Raw genomic sequence first — 24,428 nt, 5'->3', positions numbered from 1 at the left:
AAGAATTTTGGGAGCCTGGAATGACCGATTTCGAGACAATCCGCGTCGCGCGCGACGAACGTGGGGTGGCGACACTGACGCTGGCGCGGCCCGACAAGCACAACGCGATGTCGGCGCAGATGATCGCGGAGCTGACACGGGCCGCCGACCTCTTGGGCGACGACGACGGGGTGCGCGCGGTCGTGCTCGCGGCGCAGGGCAAGAGTTTCTGCGCGGGCGGCGACCTTGGCTGGATGCGCGCGCAGATGGAGGCGGACCGCGCCACCCGGATCGCCGAGGCCACGAAGCTCGCCCGGATGCTGATGGCGCTCGACCGGATGCCCAGGCCGCTGATCGGGCGGGTGCACGGCAACGCCTTCGGCGGCGGCGTGGGGCTCGCCTCGGTCTGCGACATCGCGATCGGCACCGAGGCGGTCAAGATGGGCCTGACCGAGACGCGGCTGGGCATCATACCGGCCACCATCGGGCCATACGTCGTGGCGCGCACGGGCGCGGCGCGGGCGCGGCAGGTCTTCATGTCCGCGCGCGTCTTCGGTGCGGCGGAGGCCGAGCGTCTCGGGCTGCTCGCCCGCGTCGTGCCCGAGGCGGATCTCGACGCGGCGGTCGAGGCGGAAGTGGCGCCCTATCTCGCCTGCGCGCCCGGCGCGGTGGCCGCGGCCAAGGCGCTGATCCGCGACGTCTCCACTCCGCCGGACGAGGCGATGATCCGCGCCACCATCGAGGCGCTGGCCGACCGCTGGGAGACGTCGGAAGCGGACGAGGGCATCGCCGCCTTCTTCGAGAAGCGCAGGCCCGCCTGGGCGAGCGGCGCGTGACCGCGCAGATCGCGCATCTCTTCGCGCTGGGCTGCCTCGCCGGCATCTTCTTCCAGATCGCGCTGATCGCGGGGGCGCCGCTGGGCCCCTGGACCCAGGGCGGGCGGCATCCGGGCGCGCTGCCGCTCTCGGGGCGCGCGCTCGCGGCGCTCTCGATCCCGGTGCTGGCCGCGCAGGCGCTGGCGATCCTCTCGGCGGCCGGGTTTCCCGGACTGGACTGGCCGCGCTGGACCGGCTGGGCCGCGCTGGGTCTCAGCGTCGTGACCGCCGCTCTGAACCACCTCACGCCCTCTGCGCGCGAGCGCGCCGTCTGGGCGCCGGTCACGCTGGTCATGGCCGGCCTCGCGGCCTATGTGATGATCGTCACGCCGTGACCGGCGCTGGCCCGGCGCCCGGCTTGACCCCGGCGGCATACAGCCGCATACACCGCCCGCCGATCACCGGCAGAACCGGGCTGACGCGGCGGCGGCGCGGCCTCGCCGCACTGCGGCGTCGGTTGACCGGACCGGGGGGCGAGCGTAAATCAGGTGGGAACACGCGGTCCCGGCGCGGCGCTGCGTACCCAGGCCGGAAGGAGCCGAGGCATGGAAGAGCTGCTCAGGGAATACGCGCCGATCCTCCTGCTGCTGGCGGTGGCGATCGGCCTGGGCCTGATCCTCATCCTCGCGGCGGTGGTGCTTGCCGTGCGCAACCCGGACCCCGAGAAGGTCTCGGCCTACGAATGCGGCTTCAACGCCTTCGACGACGCGCGGATGAAGTTCGACGTGCGGTTCTACCTCGTCTCGATCCTGTTCATCATCTTCGACCTCGAGATCGCCTTCCTGTTCCCCTGGGCGGTGGCCTTCTCCGAGATCTCGATGACGGCCTTCTGGTCGATGATGGCCTTCCTCGCCGTGCTGACCGCGGGCTTCGCCTACGAATGGAAGAAGGGGGCGATGGAATGGCAGTGACGCCGAACAAGGAGACGGGCGCGGTCAACGCCGCCGGCCCCGACCCCGAGCACGCGACGCAGACGCTCAACCGCGAGCTCCAGGACAAGGGCTTTCTCGTCACCACGACCGAGGACATCATCAACTGGGCGCGCACCGGCTCGCTGCACTGGATGACCTTCGGGCTTGCCTGCTGCGCGGTCGAGATGATGCACACATCGATGCCGCGCTACGACGCCGAGCGCTTCGGCGTGGCCCCGCGCGCGAGCCCGCGGCAGTCGGACGTGATGATCGTGGCCGGCACGCTGACGAACAAGATGGCGCCGGCGCTGCGCAAGGTCTACGACCAGATGCCGGAGCCGCGCTACGTGATCTCCATGGGCTCCTGCGCCAACGGCGGGGGCTACTACCACTACAGCTATTCGGTGGTGCGCGGCTGCGACCGGATCGTGCCGGTGGACATCTACGTGCCCGGCTGCCCGCCCACGGCCGAGGCGCTGCTCTACGGCATCATGCAGCTTCAGCGGAAGATCCGCCGCACGGGCACCATCACGCGCTAAAGGCGCCGGAGGACGCGATGAGTTCAGACGCAACCACGGCCGCGCTCGAAGAGCTCGGCGCCCATATCGAGGCGCGGCGGCCGGACTGCGTGCTTTCCTGGGAGATGTCCCACGGTGAGCTGACGGTGAACGTCGCGCCCGCCCGGGTCGCGGGGCTTGTGGAGTTCCTCAAGCAGGATGCGAGCTGCGGTTTCTCGACGCTTGTGGATATCACGGCCGTGGACTGGCCGGAGCGGCCGAAGCGCTTCGACGTGGTCTATCACCTGCTGTCGATGTATCAGAACCACCGCATCCGCCTGCGCGCCGCGGTGGACGAAGAGGAGCTGGTGCCCTCGATCACCGGCGTGCATCCGTCCGCCGGATGGTTCGAGCGCGAGGTGTTCGACATGTTCGGCATCCTCTTTTCCGGCCACCCGGATCTGCGCCGCATCCTGACCGACTACGGCTTCCGCGGGCATCCGCTGCGCAAGGATTTCCCGACCACGGGCTACACGGAAGTTCGCTACGACGAGGCTGCCAAGCGCGTCGTCTACGAGCCGGTGAAGCTGGTGCAGGAATACCGGCAGTTCGACTTCATGAGTCCCTGGGAGGGGGCGCATTACGTGCTTCCGGGCGACGAGAAGACCGAGGAGGGCACGACATGATGATGAATGGTGGCGGCGGCGGGCTGCTCTGGCTCGTGATCGTGGGCGTGCTGGTCGTGATCCCCTTCTGGAAGCTTCTGCCGCGCTTCGGCATCCCCTCCTGGGTGGCGCTGGCGGCGCTTATCCCCTTCGGCGCGCTCGTGCTGCTCTGGGTCATGGCGTTCAAGGATGACGGAGGCCGCGCATGAAGGACGCGAAGGGCTTCGAGGACGTCGAGACCGGCGAACAGCAGATCCGCAACTTCAACATCAACTTCGGTCCGCAGCACCCTGCGGCGCACGGGGTTCTGCGACTGGTGCTGGAGCTCGACGGCGAGATCGTCGAGCGCTGCGACCCGCATATCGGGCTTCTGCACCGCGGCACCGAGAAGCTGATGGAGAGCCGCACCTACCTGCAGAACCTGCCCTATTTCGACCGTCTCGACTATGTCGCGCCGATGAACCAGGAGCACGCCTGGTGCCTCGCGATCGAGAAGCTGACCGGCGTCGAGGTGCCGCGCCGCGCGCAGCTGATCCGCGTGCTCTTTTCCGAGATCGGGCGCGTGCTGAACCACCTGCTCAACGTGACCACGCAGGCGATGGACGTGGGCGCGCTGACCCCGCCGCTCTGGGGCTTCGAGGAGCGCGAGAAGCTCATGGAGTTCTACGAGCGGGCCTGCGGCGCGCGGCTGCATGCCGCCTATTTCCGGCCCGGGGGCGTGCATCAGGATCTCCCGCCGGAGCTCATCGACGACATCGAGACCTGGGCTGAGGCCTTCCCCAAGGCGCTCGACGACATCGACGGGCTGCTGACCGAGAACCGGATCTTCAAGCAGCGCAACGTCGATATCGGCGTCGTGACCGAGCAGGACATTCTGGACTGGGGCTTCTCGGGGCCGATGGTGCGCGGTTCGGGCCTTGCCTGGGATCTGCGGCGGGCGCAGCCCTACGAGTGCTACGACGAGTTCGAGTTCCAGATCCCCGTGGGCAAGAACGGCGACTGCTACGACCGCTATCTCGTGCGGATGGCGGAGATGCGCGAGAGCGTGAAGATCATCCATCAGGCCCTCGCCAAGCTGCGCGCGGAGCCGGGCGAAGTCATGGCGCGCGGCAAGATCGCGCCGCCCTCCCGCGCCGACATGAAGACCTCGATGGAGGCGCTGATCCATCACTTCAAGCTCTACACCGAGGGCTTCCACGTCCCCGAGGGCGAGGTCTATGCCGCCGTCGAGGCGCCCAAGGGCGAGTTCGGCGTCTACCTCGTGGCCGACGGCACCAACCGGCCCTACCGCGCCAAGCTGCGCGCGCCGGGGTTCCTGCATCTTCAGGCGATGGACCATATCGCACGGGGCCATCAGCTCGCCGATGTCGCCGCGATCATCGGCACGCTCGACGTGGTCTTCGGGGAGATCGACCGATGAAGAGGGCTTTCGCGGCGCTGCTCTGCCTGTCGCTGAGCGCCGCCTGCGCGCTTCCGCCCGAGGGCACGACGGAAGAGGACCGGGCCAACTACGACTCCGCGGTGGCAAGCATCGGCTGCACGCTACAGTACGAATCGGACTATGCGCCCGTCGAGCTGCAGACCGGTCTCACGCGCGAGCAGGTCATGGCGATCTCGAACTACCGCATCGCGCTCGAACAGGCGGTGCGCACGCCCGAGGGGGGCGTGCGCCTGACCACCGGCCCCTGCGCGCCGGCGGCCTGAACGCGGCGGATCACACGAAGGAACAGGCATGCTTCGACGCCTTCATCACGAACAGCCCGAGGGCTTCGCCTTCACGCCCGAGAACCTGGAATGGGCCAAGGCGCAGATCAGCAAGTATCCAGAGGGCCGGCAGGCCAGCGCGATCATCCCGCTGCTTTGGCGCGCGCAGGAGCAGGAGGGCTGGCTGAGCCGGCCGGCGATCGAATACGTGGCCGACATGCTGGGCCTCGCGCATATCCGCGCGCTCGAGGTGGCGACCTTCTACTTCATGTTCCAGCTCGCGCCTGTGGGCTCGGTCGCGCATGTGCAGGTTTGCGGGACGACCTCCTGCATGATCTGCGGGGCCGAGGATCTGATGGCCGTGTGCAAAGAGAAGATCGCGGCCAATCCGCACGAGCTGTCCGAGGACGGGCGGTTCTCGTGGGAGGAGGTCGAGTGCCTCGGCGCCTGCGCGAACGCCCCGATGGCGCAGATCGGCAAGGATTACTACGAGGATCTGACCGCCGAGCGGCTGGGAGAGATCCTAGACGCGCTGGCCGCCGGCGAGGTGCCCGCGCCGGGGCCGCAGAACGGCCGCTACGCCTCCGAGCCCGCGGGCGGCCTCACCAGCCTCGCGGCGCATGCCGAGGGGCGCGCGCCCCACAACGCCTCGGTCGCGCTGGCGCTCGACAAGCGCGACACGATCAAGCGGATCGACGGCAGCGAGGAGCCGCTCTACACCCCCTGGCGCGATCTCTCGCACGAGAAGGGCGATGCCGAGAGCGACCCCGAGGGCCCGGTGCTCGCACCCGAGCGTCCGGCTGACGAGACCGGAATAGACCGGCGCGAGGCCCCGGTGCAGGGGCGGGGGAAGCCCGCCACAGGGGAGCCCGCGCCGCGGGAGAAGCTGGCGCCCGAGCCGCCGACCGAGCCGGGCGCGGTCGCTCCCGGCGCCGAACCGCCGCGCCTCGACAGCCCCCGCGACGATGCGGCGGATGACCTCAAGCGGATCAAGGGCGTCGGCCCCAAGCTCGAGAAGCTGCTAAACGGCCTCGGCATTTTCCACTTCAGCCAGATCGCGGAGTGGTCGGAGGACGAGATCGCCTGGGTGGATTATCACCTCGAGGGCTTTCAGGGACGTGTGCTGCGCGATGCCTGGGTGGAGCAGGCGCGCCTTCTGGCCGCAGGGGGCGAGACGGATTTCTCGGCCCGTGCTAAGAAGGGGGATGTCTGATGAAAGGTCCGAGAGACACCACCTGAGGGGGACGAGAGATGACGCAGACCGACAAGGACAATAGCTGCACGATCGTATGCTGGGGACTCGCCGGGCTCGGCGGGCTCGGCGTGCTTATCATCGCCATGCAGGGCGTGTGGTTCATCGTGGCGCTGATCCTGGGCCTCGCCTTCGCGGCATGGTTCGGTCTGCTCCTGCAAAAGAAGATCTGCGGCGTCTTTTCCGCGCCCTGGGAGGGGCAGTCGATCGGCGAGCTGACCGGCATCGAGAAGCTCTCGCCGCAGCGCAAGCGCGAACTTGGACTGGAAGACGAGGCGCCCGCCCCGGCGCCCGCCCCGAAAAGTACGGCACCGGCGCCCGCGCCTGCGCCGTCGGCCAGGGCCGAGGCGGCCCCGAAGCCGGCCGAGACCACCTCGAAGACCGGCGCGGACAAGGCGCCGCCCACCGCCGGGATGTCGGACAGCCCGGGCAAGAAGCCCGAGGCGCTCGAAAAGCCGCGCGGCGGCGGGGCGGACGATCTGAAGAAGATCAAGGGCGTGGGGCCCAAGCTCGAAAAGCTGCTCAACAGCCTCGGCTTCTATCACTACGACCAGATCGCCAACTGGACGGCCGACGAGATCGCCTGGGTCGATGCCAATCTGGAAGGGTTCAGGGGAAGGGTGACGCGCGACGACTGGGTGTCGCAGGCCAAGACGCTCGCCGCGGGCGGCGAGACCGAGTTCAGCAAGCGCCAGTAGGGCGCGCGACGGAGACGCGATGGCGGACCGCCGGGAGCCGACGGAACACGACCGCAGGATCGCGCGGCAGGGCCGTGTGATCGCACTGGTGGTGGCCGCGGCGGGCCTGGCCGCGTTGCTCGCGCCCTGGATCACGGCGCAGGCCGGTCTCTCTGTCCGCCACGAGATGCTGATCTATCTGGCCGCGATGGGCGCCTTTCTCTGGGCGTTCGTCGCGGCGATCGGGCTCTGGCGCCAGCGCACCCGCTGAGGCGCCGGACGGAAAGGAACGGGAATGCTCAAGGACGAAGACCGGATCTTCACCAATCTTTACGGGATGCACGACCGCAGCCTCGCGGGCGCCAAGGCGCGCGGGCACTGGGACGGCACGGCGGAGATCATCAAGCGCGGCCGCGACGCCATCATCGACGAGATGAAGAAGTCGGGCCTGCGCGGCCGCGGCGGCGCGGGCTTTCCCACCGGGCTCAAGTGGTCCTTCATGCCCAAGGAATCCGACGGCCGGCCCGCGTACCTGGTGGTGAACGCCGACGAATCCGAGCCCGGCACCTGCAAGGACCGCGAGATCATGCGCCACGATCCGCACACGCTGATCGAGGGCTGCCTGATCGCCTCCTTCGCGATGAACGCGCACACCTGCTACATCTACATCCGCGGCGAATACATCCGCGAGCGCGAGGCGCTGCAGGCCGCCATCGACGAGGCCTACGAGGCGGGCCTGCTGGGGCGCAACGCCGCCGGCTCGGGCTGGGACTTCGACCTCTACCTGCACCACGGGGCAGGCGCCTACATCTGCGGCGAGGAAACCGCGCTTCTGGAGAGCCTCGAGGGCAAGAAGGGGATGCCGCGCATGAAGCCGCCCTTCCCGGCGGGCGCGGGCCTCTACGGCTGCCCCACGACGGTGAACAACGTCGAGAGCATCGCGGTGGTGCCGACGATCCTGCGCCGCGGCGCGGACTGGTTCGCGGGCTTCGGCCGGCCGAACAACACCGGCACCAAGATCTTCGCCATCTCGGGCCACGTCGAGCAGCCCTGCGTCGTCGAGGAGGAGATGTCGATCTCCTTCGAGGAACTGATCGAGCGGCACTGCGGCGGAATCCGCGGCGGCTGGTCGAACCTCAAGGCGGTGATCCCCGGCGGCTCCTCGGTGCCGCTGTTGCCGGGCTCGGTGATGCGCGAGGGCATCATGGATTTCGACTGGCTGCGCGAGAACAAGTCGGGCCTCGGCACGGCGGCCGTGATCGTGATGGATCAGTCCACCGACATCATCAAGGCGATCTGGCGGCTGTCGAAGTTCTACAAGCACGAGAGCTGCGGCCAGTGCACTCCCTGCCGCGAGGGCGCGGGCTGGATGATGCGGGTGATGGAGCGGCTCGTGACCGGCGAAGCCGAGGTCGAGGAGATCGACATGCTGCTCGACGTGACCAAGCAGGTCGAGGGGCACACCATCTGCGCGCTGGGCGACGCCGCCGCCTGGCCGATCCAGGGCCTCGTGCGGCACTTCCGCGACGAGATCGAGGACCGCATCAAGGCGCAGAAGTCCGGCCGGCTCAGCGCGGTGGCGGCCGAGTGACGGAAGCGGGCACCCGGAGGCGCCGATGAAGAAGTATCGCTTCGAGGAGGGCGACGTCGCGGCCGACATCCGCGGCAAATACGCCTACGACGGCGAGCTTCTGGCGATCTACGCCGGCAACGACGGGCCCGAGGTGCACAAGTGGCACCACTACATCCCGCTCTACGACCGCTATTTCGCGCGCTTCCGCGGAACATCGGTCCGCTTTCTCGAGATCGGCGTGGCGAAGGGCGGGAGCCTGCAGATGTGGCGGCGCTGGCTGGGCGAGGCGGCGGTGATCTTCGGCATCGACGTCAACCCCGACTGCGCGCGCTTCGACGGCGAGGCAGGCGAGGTGCGGATCGGCTCGCAGACCGACCCCGATTTCCTCGACGCGGTGGTGGCGGAGATGGGCGGGCTCGACCTCGTGCTCGACGACGGCAGCCACCGGATGACGCATGTTCGCCGCAGCTTCGAGCATCTCTTCCCGCGGCTGTCTGCCGGAGGGATCTACATGATCGAGGATCTGCACACCGCCTACTGGCCGAAGTTCGGGGGCGGCTACGGCACCTCGGGCAACTTCTTCCGTTACATGGCCGAGGTGGCCGACGACATGCATCACTGGTATCACGGCCAGGGCGAACGCCGCGCGGGGCTCGGGGCGCATGTCTCGGGCATGCACATCCACGACTCCATCGCGGTGTTCGAGAAGGGGCCGGTGCACCGGCCCGTCCATTCGAGGGTGGGCGCATGAACGGTTTGGGCCGGATCACGGTGGTTGCACTGGGACTCGCCGTGGCGGGCTGCGGCGGGCGCACGGAGATCGCCTTTCAGGGCGAGGTCTACCGCGCGCGTGCCGCGCAGGCCGACGCGCGCGAGGCCTTCACCGTGTCGGTGCGCCCGGTCGAGGCGGGCCTCGAGGGGGCGGTGCTCGCCGGCGCGCACGAGGGCAAGCGCTACTGCATCGAGAACTTCGGCAGTTCGCGGATCGTCTGGGACATCGGCCCGGAAACCGATCCCGCCGCCCTGCCGTTGGAGGGGAGCACCTTGACGCTGCAGGGGACATGCGAGCCGTGGTGACGCGCGTGGGGACGATGCTCGGGGCGCTCGCGCTCCTGATGCCCGTGGCGGGCGCCGCCGCGGACCGCCCGCCGCTGCGCGAGGTGCAGGAGATCGACGGCGCGCTGCTCGCCGTGGCGATCGCCAACGAGATCCGCGAACGCTGCCCGGAAATCGAGCCGCGCTGGATTCGGGCCTACGGAACGCTGAACGCGCTCAAGGCACGGGCGAGGGATCTCGGCTATTCAGAGCCGGAGATAGAAGACTACGTGACGAGCGAGGCGGAGAAGGCGCGGATGCGGCGCCTCGGAGAGCGCTACATCCGACAGCACGGCGCCGATCCGGGCGCGACCGCCGAGCTCTGCGCCTTCGGGCGCGACGAGATCGCAAGGGGCAGCGCCGTGGGCAGGCTGCTCAGAGAGAAGTGAGATCATGACCGAACTGCGCAAGATCGTCATCGACGGCCGGGAGATCGAGGTCGATCCGGCCATGACCCTGATCCAGGCCTGCGAGGAGGCCGGCATCGAGATTCCGCGCTTCTGCTACCACGAGCGGCTCTCGATCGCGGGCAACTGCCGCATGTGCCTCGTCGAGGTGGTGGGCGGGCCGCCGAAGCCCGCCGCCTCCTGCGCGATGCAGGTGCGCGACCTGCGCCCCGGCCCCGAGGGCCAGCCGCCGCAGGTCAGGACCAACTCGCCCATGGTGAAGAAGGCGCGCGAGGGGGTGATGGAGTTCCTGCTCATCAACCACCCGCTCGACTGCCCGATCTGCGACCAGGGCGGAGAGTGCGATCTTCAGGACCAGGCAATGGCTTACGGGGTGGACTTCAGCCGCTACCGCGAGCCCAAGCGCGCGGTCGAGGATCTCGACCTCGGCCCCCTGGTCGAGACGCACATGACGCGCTGCATCTCGTGTACGCGCTGCGTGCGCTTCATCACCGAGGTCGCGGGGATGCCCGAGCTGGGCCAGACGGGCCGCGGCGAGGACGCCGAGATCACGAGCTACCTCGGCCAGACCCTCGAATCGAACATGCAGGGCAACATCATCGACCTCTGTCCGGTGGGCGCGCTGGTCTCCAAGCCCTACGCCTTCACCGCGCGGCCCTGGGAGCTGACCAAGACCGAGTCGATCGACGTGATGGACGCGATGTGCGCATCGATCCGCGTGGACACCAAGGGCCGGGAGGTCATGCGCATGCTGCCGCGCAACCACGACGGCGTGAACGAGGAGTGGATCTCGGACAAGACGCGCTTCGTCTGGGACGGGCTGCGCCGCCAGCGGCTCGACCGCCCCTACATCCGCGAGAACGGCAAGCTGCGGCCCGCCGGCTGGGGCGAGGCGCTCAAGCTCGCGGGCGACAAGCTGAAGACGGCGGAGCGGCCCGCGGGCCTCGTCGGCGATCTCGCCAATACCGAGACGGCCTTCGCGCTGCGGCAGCTCATGGAGCGCCTCGGCGGCGTGGCCGAGTGCCGCGTGGACGGGGCGAAGCTGCCCGCCGGCAACCGCTCCGGCTACGTCGGCACCGCGGCGATCGAGGATATCGACGCCGCCCGGCGCATCCTGCTGATCGGCACCGACCCCCGCAACGAGGCGCCGGTGCTCAACGCGCGCATCCGCAAGGCATGGTCGGCGGGCGGCGAGGTCAGCCTGATCGGCGCGCCGGTGGATCTGACCTATTCCTACCACCACATCGGGCGGACGGGCGCCGATCTTGACCGGCTGACCGACAGTGCGGCCGAACTGCCCGGGCCGGCCGAGGGTCCGGCACTCGTGATCGTCGGGCAGGCGGCGCTGCGCCGCGCCGACGGCGAGGCGGTGCTGTCCGCCGCCATGCGGATCGCCGAGGCGCAGGGCGCGGGGCTGCTGATCCTGCACACTGCGGCCGGCCGCGTCGGGGCCATGGATGCGGGCGCCACCTGCGCGGGCGGCCTCGACGAGGCGCTGAAGGCCGACGTGATCTGGGCGGTCGGCGTGGACGAGACCGACATCCCCGAGGGCCCCTTCGTCATCTATCAGGGCAGCCATGGCGACCGCGGCGCGCATCGCGCCGACCTGATCCTGCCCGGCGCCGCCTGGACCGAGGAGCAGGCGCTCTTCGTCAACACCGAGGGACGGCCGCAGCTCGCGCTGCGCGCCGGCTTCCCGCCGGGCGAAGCGAAGGAGAACTGGGCGATTCTGCGCGCCGTCTCGGCCGAGGCAGGGCAGACGCTGCCCTACGACAGTCTCGCCCAACTCCGCCAGGCGCTCGTCCGGGAGGCCCCCTTCCTGGCCGAGATGGACCGGGTGGTCGAGAACGACTGGCGCCCGCTGGAGCCGGCGAAGATCTCCGAGGCGGCCTTCGGCCTCGCCGTGGAGGACTTCTACCTCACCAACCCGATCGCACGGGCGAGCGAGGTGATGGCCGAGCTTTCGGCGCGGGCACGGGCGCGCGCGGCGGAGCAGATCGCGGCGCAATGAGACCGCCCAGCGCGGCGCTCGCGCTCGCCGCAGTGCTCGCGGCGGGCTGCGCCGAAGAGGAGCCGGCGGCGACGCAAGCGCCCGCCCCGGCGCGGCCGGCAGAGGAGTATCTGGGTGTGGAGACCCGTCTTCTGGATCCCGAGCTGGTGAACCTGCGCGTGACGCTGGCAGGCGACGCGACGGCAGAGGAACTGCGGGCCTACGCCGATTGCGCGGCGGCGCAATACACCCTGATCAGGGGCTACGGATTTGCGCGTCACGTGCGCACGAATCTGGGCGAAGAGGGTGGCAACTCGACCGCAGATGCGGTTTACACCATCTCGCCGAGCCTGCCTCCGGGGTTCGCCACGCTGGACGCGGAAGCGGTCGTAGAGGATTGCGCCGCACGCGGAATACCGACGGTATGAGGGACTGATGGACGCCTTCTTCGCCACGCCTCTTGGCACCTTCCTGATCGTGCTGTCGCAGTGCCTTTCGGTGCTCGGCTTCGTGATGATCTCGCTGCTGTTCCTGGTCTACGCCGACCGCAAGGTCTGGGCGGCGGTGCAGATGCGGCGGGGCCCGAACGTCGTGGGGGCCTTCGGACTGCTGCAGACCATCGCCGACGCGCTGAAATACGTCCTCAAGGAGGTCGTCGTGCCCGCCGGCGCCGACCGGCCGGTTTTCATCCTTGCGCCGATGACCAGCTTCGTTCTGGCGGTGCTCGCCTGGGCCGTGATCCCCTTCAACGACAGCTGGGTGCTTGCCGACATCAACGTGGCGATCCTCTACGTCTTCGCCATGTCCTCGCTCGAGGTCTACGGCGTGATCATGGGCGGCTGGGCCTCGAACTCGAAGTATCCCTTCCTCGGGAGCCTGCGCTCGGCCGCGCAGATGATCTCCTACGAGGTCTCGATCGGCCTCGTGATCATCGGCGTGATCATCTCGACCGGCTCGATGAACTTCGGCCAGATCGTCGGCGCGCAGGACAGCGACTGGCATTTCTTCGGCTGGTACTGGCTGCCGCATCTGCCGATGGTCTTCCTGTTCTTCATCTCCGCGCTGGCGGAGACGAACCGCCCGCCCTTCGACCTCCCCGAAGCAGAATCCGAGCTGGTGGCCGGCTACCAGGTGGAATATTCCTCGACGCCCTTCCTGCTCTTCATGGCGGGCGAATACATCGCCATCTTCCTGATGTGCGCGCTGATGAGCCTGCTGTTCTTCGGCGGCTGGCTCTCGCCCATTCCCGGCCTGCCGGACGGCGCGCTGTGGATGGTGGCGAAGATGCTGTTCTTCTTCTTCCTATTCGCCATGGTGAAGGCGGTGACGCCCCGCTACCGCTACGATCAGCTGATGCGGCTGGGCTGGAAGGTCTTCCTGCCGATGAGCCTGATCTGGGTGGTCTTCGTGGCCTTCGCCGCCAAGTTCGAATGGTTCTGGGGCATCTATGCCCGCTGGTCCCTGGGAGGCTGACATGCAGGAACTCAAGACCGCGATCCTCAACGCCCGCTACATCGACATGATGGAGCTCGCCGCGACCGCGGCGGAAGCGGCCGATCAGAGCACGGAGAGGGACAATCAACTGGCCGGCCCGCGCGCGCAGGCCATCGCCGCCGCGATCTTCCGCTGGGCCGCCGACGAGATCGACGGAGACACCCGATGACCCAGATCGACTACAACCGGGCGGCGAAGTACTTCCTGCTCACGGACTTCATCGAGGGGATGAAGCTGGGGCTGAAGTATTTCTTCGCGCCCAAGGCCACCGTGAACTATCCGCACGAGAAGGGGCCGCTTTCGCCCCGCTTCCGCGGTGAGCACGCGCTCCGGCGCTATCCCAACGGCGAGGAACGCTGCATCGCCTGCAAGCTCTGCGAGGCGATCTGCCCCGCGCAGGCCATCACCATCGACGCCGAGCCGCGCGCGGACGGCTCGCGCCGCACCACGCGCTACGACATCGACATGACGAAATGCATCTACTGCGGCTTCTGCCAGGAGGCCTGCCCGGTAGACGCCATCGTCGAGGGGCCGAACTTCGAGTTCGCCACCGAGACGCGCGAGGAACTCTACTACGACAAGGCGAAGCTTCTGGAGAACGGCGAGCGCTGGGAGGCCGAGATCGCCCGCAATCTGGAAATCGACGCGCCGTACCGATGAGCGGGGCGCGCCGGATCCTGCGCGCGACAGGGGGGCGCTGCCCCCCGTCGGCTGCGCCGACTCCCCCCGGGATATTTTCGCCAAGAAGAAGTCCGGGGTCCCCCGGGCGTGATCTTCTTCTTGGAAGAAATATCCCGGGGAGCGCGAGGGGCAGCGCCCCTCGCCATGCACCTGCGTCTGGGCCGGTCGCGCGGGTTGGGCAGGAGGAGGCGATCCTTTGAACGAACGCACCCCCTTCGAGGAGATGATGGCGCGCTGGCAGGAGCTGGCGCGGTCGATGAACCCCGCGCTCGAGACCTTCACTCCCCGCGCCATGGAGGCGATGTGGCCGACCATGCCGCGCGACTGGATGGAGATGGTCTTCGGCAACGCCTGGAACAAGGAGGGGCTCGACGCCAAGAGCCGCCTGCTCTTGACTTTGGCAGGGCTGACCATGCAGGGGGCGCAGGCCGACAGCCAGATCCGGATCACGGTGCGCCACCTCGTCGAGGCGGGTGCGACGCGCCAGGAGATCGTCGAGGCGATCGGGATGATGTCGGTCTTCGCCGGGCTGCCGGCGATGACACGGGCGATGCATCTCGCCCAGGAGGCGCTCGAGGAGCGCGAGGACGACGGGAACGACGAGGCATGAGCATGGTCACCTTCGCCTTCTATCTCTTCGCGCTGGGCTGTGTCGCGGGGGGGCTTTTCACCGTGATCTCGCGCAACCCGGTGCACTCGGTGCTCTGGCTGATCCTGGCCTTCCTGTCGGCGGCGGGCCTCTTCGTGCTGATGGGCGCGGAGTTCGTGGCGATGCTGATGATCATCGTCTACGTCGGCGCGGTCGCAGTGCTCTTCCTCTTCGTGGTGATGATGCTCGACGTGGATTTCGCCGCGCTCAAGGCCGGGATGGCGAGATACATGCCGCTGGCGCTGCTGATCGGGGTGGTTCTGCTGATGCAGCTCGCCCTGGCGCTGGGCGGCTGGCAGGCCGCGGAGGTGGCGGACGCCCAGCGGGCGCAGCCGATCCCGGTGGACCGGCACAACACCGAGGCGCTGGGCATGGTGCTCTACGACCAGTATTTCCTGCTCTTTCAGCTCTCGGGGCTCATCCTGCTGGTGGCGATGGTGGGCGCGATCCTGCTCACGCTGCGCCACCGCGCGGACGTCAAGCGGCAGGACGTGCTGGCGCAGATGTACCGCGATCCCAAGGCGGCGATGGAGCTCAGGGACGTGAAGCCGGGGCAGGGGCTGTGAGGGCCGGCGGGTGGACCGCCGTCGCCGCGGGCATTCTCGCCGCCGTGCTCGCGGCCAACGGATACTTCAGCGGGTGAGGGCGCCCGGAGGGACGGAATGATCGGACTGGAACACTATCTGACGGTGGCCGCGGCGCTCTTCGTCATCGGCATCTTCGGGCTCTTCCTCAACCGGAAGAACGTCATCATCCTGCTGATGTCGGTCGAGATCATCCTGCTCTCGGTCAACATCAACCTCGTCGCCTTCTCCTGGTATCACGGCGACCTGGTGGGGCAGGTCTTCACGCTCTTCGTGCTGACCGTCGCCGCGGCCGAGGCCGCCATCGGGCTCGCCATCCTCGTCGTCTTCTTCCGCAACCGCGGCACCATCGCGGTGGAAGACGTCAACATGATGCGGGGGTGAGGCGATGGAAGCTGTCGAATGGATCGGTATGGCGATCGCCTTCGTCGCGGGCGGGGTCGGCGTGGCCTGGGCCGCGCTGAGCGATCTGCGGTGCCCGCGGTCCGGGGATTCCGGGGAGAACCACTGACATGGAGACGCTTCTTCTCTTCGCGCCGCTCGCGGGCGCGTTGATCGCGGGCCTGGGCTGGCGGGCGATCGGCGAGCAGGCGGCGATGTGGGTCGCCACGGGGCTGCTCTTCTTCTCTGCGGTGCTGTCGTGGGTCGTCTTCCTGAGCTTCGACGGCACCACCGAGACAGTGCAGATCCTGCGCTGGATCGAGAGCGGGACGCTGGCCACCGACTGGGCGATCCGGCTCGACCGGCTGACCGCGGTGATGCTGATCGTCATCACCACCGTCTCGGCACTCGTGCACCTCTATTCCTTCGGCTACATGGCGCACGACGAGAACTTCGGCGAAGGGCAGCATTACAAGGCCCGCTTCTTCGCCTATCTCTCGCTCTTCACCTTCGCCATGCTGATGCTGGTGACGGCCGACAACCTCGTGCAGCTCTTCTTCGGCTGGGAGGGCGTGGGCCTCGCCTCCTATCTGCTGATCGGCTTCTATTATCGCAAGCCCTCCGCCAATGCCGCCGCGATCAAGGCCTTCGTGGTGAACCGGGTGGGCGACTTCGGCTTCGTGCTGGGCATCTTCGCGATCTTCTTCCTGGTGGATTCCGTCCGCTTCGAGGACATATTCGCCGCCGCGCCCGCCATCGCCGAGACGCAGATCACCTTCCTCTGGGGGTCGTGGAACGCGGCCGAGCTGGTGGCGGTGCTGCTTTTCATCGGCGCGATGGGGAAATCGGCGCAGCTTTTCCTGCACACCTGGCTTCCGGACGCGATGGAAGGCCCCACCCCGGTCTCCGCGCTCATTCACGCGGCGACCATGGTCACGGCCGGCGTCTTCCTCGTCTGCCGCATGTCGCCGGTGATGGAGTTCGCCCCGAACGCCATGAGTTTCGTCACCTGGATCGGGGCCGCGACCGCCTTCTTCGCGGCGACCGTGGGGCTGGTGCAGAACGACATCAAGCGGGTGATCGCCTATTCGACCTGCTCGCAGCTGGGCTACATGTTCGTGGCCGCCGGCGTGGGCGCCTATCCTGTGGCGATGTATCACCTCTTCACCCACGCCTTCTTCAAGGCGATGCTCTTTCTCGGCGCGGGCTCGGTCATCCACGGGATGCACCACGAGCAGGACATGCGGAACTACGGCGGCCTGCGGAAGAAGTTTCCCTACACCTTCTGGGCCATGCTGATCGGCACGCTGGCGATCACCGGCGTGGGCATCCCGGCGGTTCTCTTCACGCTGGGCGGCATCCCGATCGGTTTCGCCGGGTTCCTGTCGAAGGACGCGGTGATCGAAAGCGCCTACGCCGGCATGGGCGGCGTGCCCTTCTGGCTTCTGGTGATCGCGGCGCTTTTGACCAGCTTCTATTCCTGGCGGCTGATGTTCCTGACCTTTTGGGGGCGTCCCCGCGGCGACAAGCACACGCACGAGCACGCGCACGAAAGCCCGTGGTCGATGACCGCGCCGCTGGCCGCGCTGGCGGTGGGATCGGTCTTCGCCGGCATGGTGTGGTACAACGCCTTCTTCGGGCACACCGACACGGTGGCGAAGTTCTTCGGCATCCCCTACGCCGAGGCCTCGGAGCACGCCGAGGGCGAGAGCGCCGGGGCCGACGCGGAAAAGGGCAAGGGCGCGCATCACTACGTCTTCGCCGGCGAGCCGGGGCAGGGCGGACTCTACATGGCGCCCGAGAACACGGTGATCGCGGACGCCCACGCGGTGCCCAAGTGGGTCAAGGTAAGTCCCTTCTTCGCCATGCTGATCGGGCTCGGCACGGCCTGGCTCTTCTACATCCGCGACCCCTCGATCCCGAAGCGGCTGGCCGAGAACCAGCGGCCCCTCTACCTCTTCCTGCTCAACAAGTGGTATTTCGACGAGATCTACGACTTCGTCTTCGTGCGTCCCGCCCGCGGCGTGGCCCGCACGCTGTGGAAGCGGGGCGACGGTGACGTGATCGACGGCACCATCAACGGCGTCTCGATGGGCGCGATCCCCTGGCTCACGCGCCTCGCGGGTCGGGCGCAGACGGGCTACATCTTCTCCTACGCCTTCTGGATGGTGCTGGGGATCATGATCCTGATCACCTGGATGTCGATTGCCGGGGGGCCGCGCTGATGGACAACCTCATCTCGATCGTCACCTTCACGCCGGCGATCGCGGCGCTGATCCTCGCGGTCTTTCTGCGCGGCGACGACGAGGCGGCGCAGCGCAACGCGCGCTGGCTTGCGCTGATCGCGACCTCGGCGACCTTCCTGGTGTCGCTCTTCATCCTGTTCCAGTTCGACCCCGCCGACACCGGCTTCCAGATGGTCGAGGAGGCGGAGTGGATCTTCGGCCTGTCCTACAAGGTGGGCGTGGACGGGATCAGCGTGCTCTTCGTGCTGCTGACGACCTTCATCATGCCGCTGACGATCGCCGCCTCCTGGCACGTCACCGACCGGGTGAAGGAATACATGATCGCCTTCCTCGTGCTCGAGACGCTGATGATCGGCGTCTTCGTGGCGCTGGATCTCGTGCTCTTCTACCTCTTCTTCGAGGCGGGGCTCATCCCGATGTTCCTGATCATCGGGATCTGGGGCGGGAAGGAGCGGATCTACGCCGCCTTCAAGTTCTTCCTCTACACCTTCCTCGGCTCGGTTCTGATGCTGGTGGCGATGGTGGCGATGTATGTCGATGCGGGCACCACCGACATCCCGTCGCTGCTGCGTCACCAGTTCGGCTCCGAGACGCTGAGCCTCTGGGGCTTCCAGATCATCGGCGGGGCGCAGACGCTGATGTTCCTCGCCTTCTTCGCCTCCTTCGCGGTGAAGATGCCGATGTGGCCGGTGCATACCTGGCTGCCCGACGCGCACGTGCAGGCACCCACGGCCGGGTCGGTGGTGCTCGCCGCGATCCTGCTGAAGATGGGCGGCTACGGCTTCCTGCGGTTCTCGCTGCCGATGTTCCCGGTGGGCGCCGAGGTGATGACGCCGCTCATCCTGTGGCTCTCGGCCATCGCGGTCGTCTACACCAGCCTCGTCGCGCTCGCCCAGGAGGACATGAAGAAGCTGATCGCCTATTCCTCGGTGGCGCACATGGGCTTCGTCACCATGGGCATCTTCGCCGCCAACCAGCAGGGCGTGGACGGCGCGATATTCCAGATGATCAGCCACGGCTTCATCTCGGGCGCGCTCTTCCTATGCGTGGGCGTGATCTACGACCGTATGCACACGCGCGAGATCGAGGCCTACGGCGGGCTCGTGAACCGGATGCCGGCCTATGCCGCGGTCTTCATGCTGTTCACCATGGCGAACGTCGGCCTGCCGGGCACGAGCGGCTTCATCGGCGAGTTCCTGACCCTGATGGGCGCCTTCCAGGTCAACACCTGGGTGACGGTGGTCGCGGCGACGGGCGTGATCCTTTCGGCGGCCTACGCGCTCTGGCTCTATCGGCGCGTCGTTCTGGGCGATCTGATCAAGGCGAGCCTGAAGTCGATCACCGACATGGACCGCCGCGAGAAGGCGATCTTCGCCCCCTTCGTGGTGATGACCCTGCTGCTGGGGGTCTATCCCGCGCTCGTGACCGACATCATCGGCCCCTCGGTCGCCGACCTGCTCGAGGGCTATCACACGGCGCTCGCCGAGCATGAGACCGCGACGATGGTCGCCGCCGCAGAGGAGACCGCGCAATGATCGCACAGGACCTCGCCATCCTGCTGCCCGAGATCCTGCTGGCCGTCTACGCGATGGCGGCGCTTCTGGGCGCCGTCTACACCGGCAAGGACGCGCTTGCCGCTCCGCTCACCTGGGTGACGGCGGGTGCCTTCGTCCTGCTCGCGCTCTGGATCGGCACGCGCGGCGGCGGCGCCCAGATCGCCTTCGACGGGATGTTCGTGAACGACGCCTTCGCGCGCTTCGCCAAGGCGGCGCTGCTGCTCGCGGCGGCGGCGGTTCTGGCGATCAGCCAGGACTACATGCAGCGGCGCGGGCTTCTGCGCTTCGAGTATCCGCTGCTGGTCGCGCTCGCGGTCGTGGGCATGATGGTGATGGTCTCGGCGGGCGATCTGATGTCGCTCTACCTCGGGCTGGAGCTGCAGTCGCTCGCGCTCTACGTGCTGGCCGCATTCCGGCGCGACAGCGCCAAATCGACCGAGGCGGGGCTCAAGTATTTCATCCTCGGCGCGCTGTCGTCGGGCCTGCTGCTCTACGGGGCCTCGCTGGTCTACGGCTATTCGGGCACCACGCTCTTCAGCGGGGTTCTCGAGGCCGCGGGCGAGGGCCGCGCCGCGATCGGGCTGCTGATCGGGCTGGTGCTGGTCGCGTCGGGTCTCGCCTTCAAGGTCTCGGCGGTGCCCTTTCACATGTGGACGCCGGACGTCTACGAGGGGGCGCCGACCCCGGTCACCGCATTCCTGTCCACCGCGCCCAAGATCGCGGCCATGGCGCTTTTCGCGCGGGTGCTCTTCGACGCCTTCGGCGGCGTCGTCGCCGACTGGCAGCAGGTGGTCGCTGTGCTCTCGCTGCTGTCGATGTTCCTGGGCGCGATCGCGGCGATCGGCCAGACCAACATCAAGCGGCTGATGGCCTATTCCTCGATCGCGCACATGGGCTACGCGCTCATGGGCCTCGCGGCGGGCACGGCCTTCGGCGTGCAGGCGATGCTGGTCTATCTCGCCATCTACGTGGCGATGAGCGTGGGCACCTTCGCCTTCATCCTGTCGATGGAACGGGGCGGCGCGCCGGTCACGGAGATCGCCGCGCTGAACATGTATTCGCGCCACCACCCGGGCCGCGCGATGGCGATGCTGGTGCTGCTCTTCAGCCTCGCGGGCGTGCCGCCGTTCCTCGGCTTCTTCGCCAAGCTCTACGTGCTGCGGGCGGCCTACGAGGGCGGGCTCGTCTGGCTCGCCGTGGGCGGCGTGGTGGCGAGCGTGATCGGCGCCTTCTACTACCTGCGCATCGTCTATTTCATGTATTTCGGCGAGGAGCGCGCCGAGCCGGTCGAGGCGGGCGGCAGCCCGGTGCTCTACGGGATGCTCATGGCCTCGGCGATCGTGATGCTGGTGGGGATCGTCAACCTCTTCGGGATCGAGGGCGCGGCGGCGGCCGCGGCGGCGGCGCTTGTCCAGTAGCCTGCCTGCGGGCTGGCCCGTCGGGGCGGGGCGGCTCGTCCTGGACGAAGCGCCCTCCACGATGGCCGAGGCTGCGGCCCGCGCGCCCGAGAGCGCGGCGCCGCTCTGGATCATGGCGCGGCGCCAGACCGCGGGGCGCGGCCGCCGCGGCCGGGCCTGGGCCGATCCGCCGGGCAATCTGGCGGCCACGCTGCTGATGCCCGCGCCGCCGCCTGCCGAGGCCGCGCTGCAGTCCTTCGTCGCCGCGCTCGCGCTCTTCGACGCCTGCGTGGATTGCACCGGGCGGGCCGAGGCGTTTTCGCTGAAATGGCCCAACGACGTGCTGCTGCATGGCCGCAAGCTCGCCGGCATCCTGCTCGAGACGCTGCGGCCGGCGCATCTGGCCGTGGGCATCGGCGTGAACCTGCGCCACGCCCCCGAGCCCGACACGCTGGAACCGGGCGCTGTCGCACCCGTTTCGCTCGCCGAGGGGCTGGGCATGGACATCGACGCAGAGGCCTTCCTGACCCCGCTCGCGCGGGCCTACGACGCGCGGGCGCGGGTGCTCGCCACCTATGGCTTCGCGCCGATCCGCACCGCCTGGCTCGACCGCGCGGCCCGCCGGGGCGAGGCGGTGACGGCGCGCACGGGCCGGGACAGCGTGACGGGCCGCTTCGAGACGGTGGACGAGGCGGGCCGGCTGATCCTCGTCACGCCGCAGGGCCGGCAGGCGATCGCCGCGGCCGACATCTTCTTCGCCGAGGGAGACGCGCATGCTGCTGGCGGTTGACTGCGGCAACACCAACACCGTCTTCTCGATCTGGGACGGCACCCGCTTCATCGCCACCTGGCGGATGGCGACGCAGCATCAGCGCACGGCGGACGAGTATTACGTCTGGCTCTCGACCCTGAAGGCCTTCCAGAAGATCGAGCCGGACATCACCGACGTCATCGTCTCGTCGACCGTGCCGCGCGTGGTATTCAATCTGCGCGTCCTCGCCGACCGCTACTTCCACACCCGGCCCCTGGTTGTGGGACGGCCCGACTGCGCGCTGCCGGTGGACGTGCGGGTGGATCCGGGCACGCAGGTGGGCTCCGACCGCCTGGTGAACACGGTCGCGGGCTACGACCGCCACGGCGGCGATCTGATCGTGGTGGATTTCGGCACCGCGACCACCTTCGACGTGGTGGACGACGACGGCGCCTATGTGGGCGGCGTCATCGCGCCCGGCGTGAACCTGTCGCTCGCGGCCCTGCACGACGCGGCGGCGGCGCTGCCGCATGTGGACATCAGCCGCCCGCAGCGCGTGGTCGGCACCAACACCGTGGCCTGCATGCAGTCCGGCATCTTCTGGGGCTATGTCGGCCTCATCCGCGAGATCTGCGCACGCATCAAGGCCGAGCGCGACCGCCCGATGAAGGTGGTCGCCACGGGGGGCCTCGCGCCGCTCTTCCAGCAGGCCGAGACGCTCTTCGACAGTTTCGACGACGATCTGACCATGCACGGCCTGACCGTGATCCATGCCCATAACAAGAGACTGGAGGCACGCGCATGAGCGGCGACCGGCTGATCTATCTGCCCCTCGGGGGGGCGGGCGAAGTTGGGATGAACGCCTATGTCTTCGGCTACGGCCCGAAGGGCGCCGAGCGGCTCATCCTCGTCGATCTCGGCGTGACCTTTCCCGACATGGACACCACGCCCGGCGTGGATCTGATCTTTCCCGACGTCGCCTGGCTCGAGGCCAACCGCGACCGGCTGGAGGCCGTCTTCATCACGCATGCGCATGAGGACCATGTCGGCGCGCTCGGGCATCTCTATCATCGCCTCGGCGCGCCGACCGTCTATGCGCGTGCCTTCACCGGCCATATCGCGCGGCTCAAGATGGAAGAACGGGGGCGGGATCCGGCGAGGGTGAAGATCGTCGAGCCGCTGCCCGACATGGTCGAGGCGGGGCCCTTCCGCGTGGGCTTCCTGCCGGTCTCGCATTCGATCCCGGAAAGCGCCTCGATGGTGATCGACACGCCCGCGGGCCGGGTCGTGCACACGGCCGACTTCAAGATCGACGTGACCCCGGTGGTGGGCGAAGCCTTCGACGCCGCGGCCTGGGAAGAGGCTGCGAAGCCCGGCGTGCAGGCGCTGATCTGCGATTCGACCAACGTCTTCGTCAGCCGCCCCGGCCGGTCCGAGGCCTCGCTCGCCTCCGAGATCGAGACGCTGGTCGCGGAGTCCACGGGCATGGTGGTGGCCACCACCTTCGCCTCGAACGTCGCGCGGCTCAAGACGCTGGCCGAGGCGGGCAGCCGGGCAGGGCGCTCGATCTGCCTGATGGGCCGCGCCATGCGGCAGATGATCGAGGCGGCCGTGCAGACCGGCGTGCTGACCGATTTCCCGCGCACGGTCAGCCCCGAAGAGGCGGCCTCGATCCCGCGCGACAACCTCATGCTGCTCGTCACCGGAAGCCAGGGCGAGCGGCGCGCCGCCTCGGCCCAGCTCGCCCGCGGCAAGTATCAGGGAATCGAGCTCAAGGAGGGCGACACCTTTCTCTTCTCGTCCAAGACGATTCCGGGCAACGAACGCGGCGTGCTGCGCGTGATCAACCAGCTCTCCGAGATCGGCGTCGACGTGATCGACGACTCGACGGATCGCTATCACGTGTCCGGGCACGCCAACCGCCCCGATCTCGAGCGGATGCACGACATTGTGAAACCCAGGATGGTGATCCCGATGCACGGCGAGCACCGGATGCTGCGCGAACACGCGAAGCTCGCCAGGAGCCGGGGCTACGCCGCGGCCATTGCGCCGAACGGCACCATGCTCGATCTCACGGGCGAGGCGCCGAAGGTGGCCGAGCATGTCGAGACGGGACGCACCTATCTCGACGGAACCGCGCAGATCGGCGCGCTCGACGGCATCGTGCGCGACCGGATCCGCATGGCGCTGAACGGCCACGCGCTGGTGACGCTTATCATCGACGAGGACGGCGATCCGCTGGGCGAGCCCTGGTGCGAGATCATGGGCCTGCCCGAGACCGGTCGCTCGGGCGCGCTGGTGGAATCGCTCGAGGAGGATCTGGCGCAGTTCGTGGGCCGCGCCGGCCGCAAGGTTCTGGCCGATGACGACAAGCTGGAGGAGGGCTTGCGCCGCACCGTGCGCAACACGGCCTTCAACGAGATCGGCAAGAAGCCCGAGGTGACGGTGGTGATCAGCCGGCTGGGCTGAGCGCGCCTCAGACCGCGTCCCCGAGGGCGGCGAGCGCCGCGCGGTAGCGCTCCAGCCGCGCATGATCCCGCTCGCCCGGCGCGGCGATGCGCGTAAGGTCCATGTTGTCGCGCAGGTCGGCGATCTTGACGGCGCGGCCCAGCGGATCGGCCCCCGCCCGCTGCACGAACGCCTCGTAGCTTTCGTCCGGCCGTCGCGTCACCGCCTCCAGCCCGCGCAGCAACGCATCCGATGCGCCCATCGCCGCCAGATGGTCGAGCGTGACCGGCGTGTCCTCCACGACGTCGTGCAGCACACCCAGGATCCGGGCTTCGTCGCTCCGCTGTGCCTGCATCACGCGCAGCGGGTGCAGGATGTAGGGCGCGCCCGCCTTGTCGGTCTGTCCCGCATGCGCCTCCGCGGCGATGGCGATCGCGCGCTCCAGGGAAAGCCCGCCTTGGCGGTCCGCGAGAAGATGTGCCAGCGCAGTCGTCTCCGCCCTGTCGGCGCCATGCAGCCGCAGGGCAGAGGCCAGCGCATCGTCGAAACGATGGGATGCCATGATACCGTCCATGTGTTGTGGGGCGGCGGACGACCCTCCGCCAGGGGATGGTCG

At 68.5% G+C, this 24,428-nt stretch carries 31 protein-coding genes; 30 read left to right on the top strand and 1 reads right to left on the bottom strand.

Annotated features, from left to right (window positions below):
- The first annotated feature begins 20 nt into the window (after positions 1 to 20).
- The 30 genes from DRV85_RS02735 to DRV85_RS02595 all read left to right on the top strand — a co-directional run bounded on the left by DRV85_RS02735 (position 21) and on the right by DRV85_RS02595 (position 23,833).
- The gene (locus DRV85_RS02735; protein WP_113287906.1) at positions 21 to 815 is read left to right on the top strand and encodes a crotonase/enoyl-CoA hydratase family protein; all 795 of its coding nucleotides are present in this window, start codon (positions 21 to 23) and stop codon (positions 813 to 815) included.
- Positions 812 to 1,189 (top strand): hypothetical protein, encoded by a 378-nt coding sequence (locus DRV85_RS02730; RefSeq protein ID WP_113287905.1) that lies wholly within the window; start codon positions 812 to 814, stop codon positions 1,187 to 1,189. The genes DRV85_RS02735 and DRV85_RS02730 overlap by 4 nt, the downstream gene beginning before the upstream one ends.
- Before the next feature lie 210 nt (positions 1,190 to 1,399).
- Entirely contained in the window at positions 1,400 to 1,765 is a 366-nt protein-coding gene (locus tag DRV85_RS02725; protein WP_113287904.1) for an NADH-quinone oxidoreductase subunit A, read from the top strand.
- On the top strand, positions 1,756 to 2,304 hold the full coding sequence (locus DRV85_RS02720) for a NuoB/complex I 20 kDa subunit family protein (RefSeq protein WP_113287903.1): 549 nt from the start codon (positions 1,756 to 1,758) through the stop codon (positions 2,302 to 2,304). The genes DRV85_RS02725 and DRV85_RS02720 overlap by 10 nt, the downstream gene beginning before the upstream one ends.
- Before the next feature lie 17 nt (positions 2,305 to 2,321).
- Positions 2,322 to 2,948 (top strand): NADH-quinone oxidoreductase subunit C, encoded by a 627-nt coding sequence (locus tag DRV85_RS02715; RefSeq protein WP_113287902.1) that lies wholly within the window; start codon positions 2,322 to 2,324, stop codon positions 2,946 to 2,948.
- Complete coding sequence (locus DRV85_RS02710) at positions 2,945 to 3,136, top strand: hypothetical protein (protein ID WP_233495379.1); 192 nt, start codon at positions 2,945 to 2,947, stop codon at positions 3,134 to 3,136. The genes DRV85_RS02715 and DRV85_RS02710 overlap by 4 nt, the downstream gene beginning before the upstream one ends.
- Entirely contained in the window at positions 3,133 to 4,347 is a 1,215-nt protein-coding gene (locus tag DRV85_RS02705) for an NADH-quinone oxidoreductase subunit D (protein WP_113287901.1), read from the top strand. Before DRV85_RS02710 ends, DRV85_RS02705 begins: the two co-directional genes overlap by 4 nt.
- Entirely contained in the window at positions 4,344 to 4,631 is a 288-nt protein-coding gene (locus DRV85_RS02700; RefSeq protein ID WP_113287900.1) for a hypothetical protein, read from the top strand. Before DRV85_RS02705 ends, DRV85_RS02700 begins: the two co-directional genes overlap by 4 nt.
- A 28-nt stretch (positions 4,632 to 4,659) precedes the next feature.
- Positions 4,660 to 5,844 (top strand): NADH-quinone oxidoreductase subunit E, encoded by a 1,185-nt coding sequence (locus tag DRV85_RS02695; RefSeq protein ID WP_113287899.1) that lies wholly within the window; start codon positions 4,660 to 4,662, stop codon positions 5,842 to 5,844.
- Positions 5,845 to 5,882: 38 nt separating this feature from the next.
- Positions 5,883 to 6,581, top strand: coding sequence for an NADH:ubiquinone oxidoreductase (locus DRV85_RS02690; protein ID WP_113287898.1), 699 nt, complete (start codon positions 5,883 to 5,885; stop codon positions 6,579 to 6,581).
- Between the two features lie 19 nt (positions 6,582 to 6,600).
- The gene (locus tag DRV85_RS02685) at positions 6,601 to 6,831 is read left to right on the top strand and encodes a DUF5337 family protein (protein WP_113287897.1); all 231 of its coding nucleotides are present in this window, start codon (positions 6,601 to 6,603) and stop codon (positions 6,829 to 6,831) included.
- 24 nt (positions 6,832 to 6,855) lie between these two features.
- A complete protein-coding gene (gene nuoF, locus DRV85_RS02680) occupies positions 6,856 to 8,151 on the top strand; it encodes an NADH-quinone oxidoreductase subunit NuoF (protein WP_113287896.1) in 1,296 nt (431 codons plus the stop codon).
- Between the two features lie 25 nt (positions 8,152 to 8,176).
- Positions 8,177 to 8,884, top strand: coding sequence for a class I SAM-dependent methyltransferase (locus DRV85_RS02675; RefSeq protein WP_113287895.1), 708 nt, complete (start codon positions 8,177 to 8,179; stop codon positions 8,882 to 8,884).
- Entirely contained in the window at positions 8,881 to 9,210 is a 330-nt protein-coding gene (locus tag DRV85_RS02670; protein WP_147238802.1) for a hypothetical protein, read from the top strand. The genes DRV85_RS02675 and DRV85_RS02670 overlap by 4 nt, the downstream gene beginning before the upstream one ends.
- Positions 9,195 to 9,617 (top strand): DUF5333 domain-containing protein, encoded by a 423-nt coding sequence (locus DRV85_RS02665; RefSeq protein WP_113287893.1) that lies wholly within the window; start codon positions 9,195 to 9,197, stop codon positions 9,615 to 9,617. Before DRV85_RS02670 ends, DRV85_RS02665 begins: the two co-directional genes overlap by 16 nt.
- A 4-nt stretch (positions 9,618 to 9,621) precedes the next feature.
- A complete protein-coding gene (gene nuoG, locus DRV85_RS02660; RefSeq protein ID WP_113287892.1) occupies positions 9,622 to 11,646 on the top strand; it encodes an NADH-quinone oxidoreductase subunit NuoG in 2,025 nt (674 codons plus the stop codon).
- Entirely contained in the window at positions 11,643 to 12,053 is a 411-nt protein-coding gene (locus tag DRV85_RS02655) for a hypothetical protein (protein ID WP_113287891.1), read from the top strand. Before nuoG ends, DRV85_RS02655 begins: the two co-directional genes overlap by 4 nt.
- Positions 12,054 to 12,060: 7 nt before the next feature.
- Positions 12,061 to 13,098: an NADH-quinone oxidoreductase subunit NuoH gene (gene nuoH / locus DRV85_RS02650; protein WP_113287890.1), complete on the top strand. Its 1,038-nt coding sequence runs from the start codon at positions 12,061 to 12,063 to the stop codon at positions 13,096 to 13,098.
- 1 nt (position 13,099) lies between these two features.
- The gene (locus DRV85_RS02645) at positions 13,100 to 13,288 is read left to right on the top strand and encodes a hypothetical protein (protein ID WP_113287889.1); all 189 of its coding nucleotides are present in this window, start codon (positions 13,100 to 13,102) and stop codon (positions 13,286 to 13,288) included.
- On the top strand, positions 13,285 to 13,779 hold the full coding sequence (nuoI, locus tag DRV85_RS02640) for an NADH-quinone oxidoreductase subunit NuoI (protein ID WP_113287888.1): 495 nt from the start codon (positions 13,285 to 13,287) through the stop codon (positions 13,777 to 13,779). The genes DRV85_RS02645 and nuoI overlap by 4 nt, the downstream gene beginning before the upstream one ends.
- Positions 13,780 to 14,026: 247 nt before the next feature.
- Positions 14,027 to 14,410: a carboxymuconolactone decarboxylase family protein gene (locus tag DRV85_RS02635; RefSeq protein ID WP_476705474.1), complete on the top strand. Its 384-nt coding sequence runs from the start codon at positions 14,027 to 14,029 to the stop codon at positions 14,408 to 14,410.
- Between the two features lie 2 nt (positions 14,411 to 14,412).
- Entirely contained in the window at positions 14,413 to 15,015 is a 603-nt protein-coding gene (locus tag DRV85_RS02630; RefSeq protein WP_113287887.1) for an NADH-quinone oxidoreductase subunit J, read from the top strand.
- Positions 15,016 to 15,111: 96 nt separating this feature from the next.
- Positions 15,112 to 15,417, top strand: a complete 306-nt coding sequence (gene nuoK, locus DRV85_RS02625; protein ID WP_113287886.1) for an NADH-quinone oxidoreductase subunit NuoK — start codon at positions 15,112 to 15,114, stop codon at positions 15,415 to 15,417.
- 4 nt (positions 15,418 to 15,421) lie between these two features.
- Complete coding sequence (locus tag DRV85_RS19680; RefSeq protein ID WP_275401708.1) at positions 15,422 to 15,544, top strand: hypothetical protein; 123 nt, start codon at positions 15,422 to 15,424, stop codon at positions 15,542 to 15,544.
- A gap of 1 nt (position 15,545) precedes the next feature.
- Positions 15,546 to 17,639, top strand: coding sequence for an NADH-quinone oxidoreductase subunit L (nuoL, locus tag DRV85_RS02620; RefSeq protein WP_113287885.1), 2,094 nt, complete (start codon positions 15,546 to 15,548; stop codon positions 17,637 to 17,639).
- Complete coding sequence (locus DRV85_RS02615; protein WP_113287884.1) at positions 17,639 to 19,195, top strand: NADH-quinone oxidoreductase subunit M; 1,557 nt, start codon at positions 17,639 to 17,641, stop codon at positions 19,193 to 19,195. Before nuoL ends, DRV85_RS02615 begins: the two co-directional genes overlap by 1 nt.
- Positions 19,192 to 20,634, top strand: a complete 1,443-nt coding sequence (gene nuoN, locus DRV85_RS02610; protein WP_113287883.1) for an NADH-quinone oxidoreductase subunit NuoN — start codon at positions 19,192 to 19,194, stop codon at positions 20,632 to 20,634. The genes DRV85_RS02615 and nuoN overlap by 4 nt, the downstream gene beginning before the upstream one ends.
- Positions 20,624 to 21,403 carry a biotin--[acetyl-CoA-carboxylase] ligase gene (locus DRV85_RS02605; protein ID WP_275401707.1) on the top strand — a complete coding sequence of 260 codons (780 nt, stop codon included), beginning with the start codon at positions 20,624 to 20,626 and terminating at the stop codon, positions 21,401 to 21,403. Before nuoN ends, DRV85_RS02605 begins: the two co-directional genes overlap by 11 nt.
- Positions 21,387 to 22,169: a type III pantothenate kinase gene (locus DRV85_RS02600; protein WP_113287882.1), complete on the top strand. Its 783-nt coding sequence runs from the start codon at positions 21,387 to 21,389 to the stop codon at positions 22,167 to 22,169. The genes DRV85_RS02605 and DRV85_RS02600 overlap by 17 nt, the downstream gene beginning before the upstream one ends.
- Entirely contained in the window at positions 22,166 to 23,833 is a 1,668-nt protein-coding gene (locus DRV85_RS02595) for a ribonuclease J (protein ID WP_113287881.1), read from the top strand. Before DRV85_RS02600 ends, DRV85_RS02595 begins: the two co-directional genes overlap by 4 nt.
- A gap of 7 nt (positions 23,834 to 23,840) precedes the next feature.
- On the opposite strand, the gene DRV85_RS02590 is transcribed toward DRV85_RS02595, so the two are convergent.
- The gene (locus DRV85_RS02590; protein WP_199525777.1) at positions 23,841 to 24,374 is read right to left on the bottom strand and encodes a phosphohydrolase; all 534 of its coding nucleotides are present in this window, start codon (positions 24,372 to 24,374) and stop codon (positions 23,841 to 23,843) included.
- Positions 24,375 to 24,428 lie beyond the last annotated feature (54 nt).

This window comes from Rhodosalinus halophilus (genome assembly GCF_003298775.1).
Taxonomy (GTDB): Bacteria; Pseudomonadota; Alphaproteobacteria; order Rhodobacterales; family Rhodobacteraceae; genus Rhodosalinus; species Rhodosalinus halophilus.
The sequence above is the reverse complement of the archived record's forward strand: the minus strand, read 5'-3'. Positions and strand labels throughout refer to the sequence as shown.